Origin of the sequence: Capnocytophaga sp. oral taxon 329 str. F0087 (assembly GCF_000213295.2) — a bacterium.
Classification (GTDB): Bacteria; Bacteroidota; Bacteroidia; order Flavobacteriales; family Flavobacteriaceae; genus Capnocytophaga; species Capnocytophaga leadbetteri_A.
This window is the reverse complement of record NZ_KN390090.1, coordinates 1-1,444: the sequence shown is the minus strand read 5'-3', so window position 1 is coordinate 1,444 and position 1,444 is coordinate 1. Positions and strand designations below refer to the sequence as shown.

Annotated in this window: 4 protein-coding genes; all 4 read left to right on the top strand. The window is 34.2% G+C overall.

Annotation, left to right across the window (positions count from 1 at the left end; translation table 11 throughout):
• Positions 1 to 247: DNA cytosine methyltransferase (locus HMPREF9074_RS11470; protein WP_198133051.1), on the top strand; the 247-nt coding region annotated here is incomplete at its 5' end.
• Positions 244 to 384 carry an ASCH domain-containing protein gene (locus tag HMPREF9074_RS12765; RefSeq protein WP_232297135.1) on the top strand — a complete coding sequence of 47 codons (141 nt, stop codon included), beginning with the start codon at positions 244 to 246 and terminating at the stop codon, positions 382 to 384. The genes HMPREF9074_RS11470 and HMPREF9074_RS12765, both read left to right, overlap by 4 nt.
• Positions 385 to 534: 150 nt before the next feature.
• A complete protein-coding gene (locus HMPREF9074_RS11460) occupies positions 535 to 774 on the top strand; it encodes a hypothetical protein (protein ID WP_009390739.1) in 240 nt (79 codons plus the stop codon).
• Position 775: 1 nt separating this feature from the next.
• Entirely contained in the window at positions 776 to 1,306 is a 531-nt protein-coding gene (locus tag HMPREF9074_RS11455; protein WP_009390740.1) for a MazG-like family protein, read from the top strand.
• The last annotated feature ends 138 nt before the right edge of the window (positions 1,307 to 1,444 follow it).

Genomic DNA, 1,444 nt, shown 5'->3' with positions numbered 1-1,444 from the left:
AACTATTTGCCCTACTATATCGAGCAACGCCTTTCAAGAGAATAACCTACTGTGTGGCATACGCAGATTAACAGAAATAGAATGCGAACGTCTTCAAGGCTTTCCAGACAATTATACGCAATACGGCAACTACAACGGCAGAATAAGGCGTATTTCAAAGACAAATCGCTACAAACTCATTGGCAACGCCGTAACCGTAGATATTGTAGAATTAATAGCAAAACGATTAAAATTTACAGAACAATGAATAACACCCTACACCTCACTATCAAAAAGCAGTGGTTTGATATGATACTCTCAGGTGAGAAAACAGAAGAGTACCGCGACATCAAGCCGTATTACAACCTTCGGTTTTGGAAAAGAGTACGACACTGTCGTCTTTAGAAATGGTTATGCTCGTGATGCCCCAAGTCTCACCATAGAATTAAAATCTATACGCTTTGGCACAGGAAACCCCGAATGGGGCGCAGAAGCCAATAAGAAGTACTTCGTGCTATACTTAGGAAAAATTATTAACAAAAAAAATATCAACAAATGAAAACAAAAACATTTAAAGAATTATCAATAAAGGTTACATACTCTGTAGACCTTTCAGAGGTAGAAATACCAGAAAAAATTGCAGAACAAATGGAGCAAGCATATGATAGAAGAGAAATAATTTGTCTATCGAGCCCATTAAAATATCCGAATTTAGAACAATGGTTGATAAACTATGCCAAAGAAGAGGATAGTGAAGACCTTGAATACAAAATAGAAATTTTAAAAGCCGAATAAAATGAACACACAAAATTTAACAATCCAAGAACTTGTGCCCCTTATCCAAGAATGGGCAAAAAAAAGAGAAATCTATAAGAAAATAACAAGTTTTAACCAGCTCCTCAAAACACACGAGGATGTTGGCGAACTTATCAAAGCGTGTTATGACGATGACCGTCCTGCTATTCAGGACGCCATAGGCGATGTAATGGTAACCCTCATTAACTACTGCTATATGGAAAGAATAGACGTATTAGAGCAAATCAATGATGTTTTGAATTTTGAAAGAAAGCGAGCAGATAGCAAAGTGGTGTTAGCATTAAGCATTCAAGATAGTTTAACTCGTCTAATGCACGCTAATTTTAGATTGTTAGGGATAGGAGGAGAAACGCCCTTTTTGTATTTTTATGAAATCATTACTATAATTGGTTATTTAGATGATATAGCTTTCTTAGAAAATACCACCCTTAAGGAGTGCCTAAATATCGCCTACAACGAAATCAAAAACAGAACAGGAAGAATTATTAACGGAAAATTTGTAAAAGATTAATTAAAAAAGAAAATGATGCAAATTATAAATAATACAGGCGCTATAATCAAAGAACAAATTAACTTAGGTAACATTGATAATTTGAATATTGATGATTTGTTTAAAAATAATACTAACAATAAGAAAATGAAAAATAAC